We start from the raw sequence: 1,566 nt of genomic DNA on the forward strand, positions 1-1,566 counted from the left end.
TACTATGATCCCGAGATAGCCCAGTATCTGACGCCCGACCCGATAGGTATGGCCGGAGGGCTGAGACCGCAGGGGTATGTGCATAACCCGGTTGAATGGATTGATCCGTTAGGACTGGCGGTTTGTGCTGCGAGATATGGGCGTTATAAGGAACTCAGACAGCAGGGCCATTCTGCTAAAGAAGCTGCCAGACGTTCTAAAAGAAAAAAATTCTGGAGTGATGGTAAAGAAATCGGAGGCAGGAAGGTTTTCCAGAGAGATGACTTGTTTGATCCATCCAGAAAAGATGATAATGGGCTCTCAAATATTGAAAGAATGAAGTCTGGCAAAGCTCCAATTGGTCGTGATGATCGACCTGTAAACTTACATCACTTAATTCAACGAGAGCCCGGAGCGATAGCTGAGGTTGGTGGAAAAATGCACTCAGAGGAGACAAAGAGACTGCATATTCCTCAATATGAAAAAATAAATGGTGTACAAAAAAGGCGTAAGAACTACAGTTTTAGAGCTCATGATGGGCGTAAAGCTTCATGGCCAAGAACTAAATCTGGCCGCATAAAGCAGACTAAAGCAAGTCGTGAGTTTAGTGCTTGGAGTTCGAACTATTGGAAACGTAGGGCAGAGGATTTTAAATGAGTAATAAATTAATAGTTCAAGAGCTGAATGACTTTTTCTCGCTACACAAGGATATTTTTATTGGAGGAAAGGGAGTAGCTGAAGATATATCGCTCGCAGAAAAAGTATTAGGCACATCCTTTCCTGAGTCATTTAAGCTATATCTTTTAGAGTGGAAAAATATATCGTTTGGACATCATGAATTTTTGGGATTGACAAATAATAATGATTTTATTGAATCAGGTTACCCTAATTTTGTCTGGTTTACTTTGGAAGTGAGAAAAGATTCTGCATTAGATAATAGTTATGTTGTTTTCAAAAATATAAATAATGAAATCTATTATTGCATTGATACAAGCAATACTGATAAGGATATTGTCGTTGAGTGGGATAATATTAATAAGTGTAAAGCAGATGAATTTGAATGCAGTATATTAGATTTTATAAAAGAAGATCTAGAAGAGTATTATGATCTTTGAGAGATAAAGGACAGGCACATTTTTCTCTTTGATTTTTAAGGGAATTTAAGCCTGTCCCCACAGAAACCTCTCCCGAAGGCAATACCACACAGCTGGACTGGAACCAAGCCTGCCAGCTGATGCAGGTGCAGACGAACCAGCAACTGCCGGTCTCCTTCCGATACGACGCTCAGGGCCGGATCAGCCAGCGTATTACTCACCTTGAGGACAGTGAAAAGCCGAATATCCGTACCTGGTATTATGATGATAACGGCGAACAGCCGGTACGTATTCAATGGGAAGACGGCACTTCCAGTCAGTTTGAATACGATGTCGAAGGTAACCTGGTCAGTACGGTCAATCCCGCCGGACACAGTGAGCGTTATCAGTACGGTGCTTTCGATAAACTTATCCAGTCGACAGACCCGCTTGGAGCATCCACCTTCTACTTCTATAACAAAGAAGGTGAATTCAGTGGTGTGGCTAACAGCCA

3 protein-coding genes are annotated in these 1,566 nt (G+C 41.8%); all 3 read left to right on the forward strand.

Annotated elements, in window-relative coordinates:
- The coding region (locus H579_RS28135) for an HNH/ENDO VII family nuclease (RefSeq protein WP_281167073.1) at positions 1-636 on the forward strand (636 nt) is incomplete at its 5' end.
- Positions 633-1,094, forward strand: coding sequence for an SMI1/KNR4 family protein (locus H579_RS0118620; RefSeq protein ID WP_028301907.1), 462 nt, complete (start codon positions 633-635; stop codon positions 1,092-1,094). The genes H579_RS28135 and H579_RS0118620, both read left to right, overlap by 4 nt.
- A 119-nt stretch (positions 1,095-1,213) precedes the next feature.
- On the forward strand, positions 1,214-1,566 hold a 353-nt coding region (locus H579_RS26555), incomplete at its 3' end, for an RHS repeat domain-containing protein (protein ID WP_036566798.1).

Origin of the sequence: Oceanospirillum beijerinckii DSM 7166 (genome assembly GCF_000422425.1) — a bacterium.
Classification (GTDB): Bacteria; Pseudomonadota; Gammaproteobacteria; order Pseudomonadales; family Halomonadaceae; genus Oceanospirillum; species Oceanospirillum beijerinckii.

Bases quoted from the DNA above. Each gene is read 5' to 3' on its own strand.
- H579_RS0118620 (WP_028301907.1), top strand. From the start codon at position 633: ATGAGTAATAAATTAATAGTTCAAGAGCTGAATGACTTTTTCTCGCTA.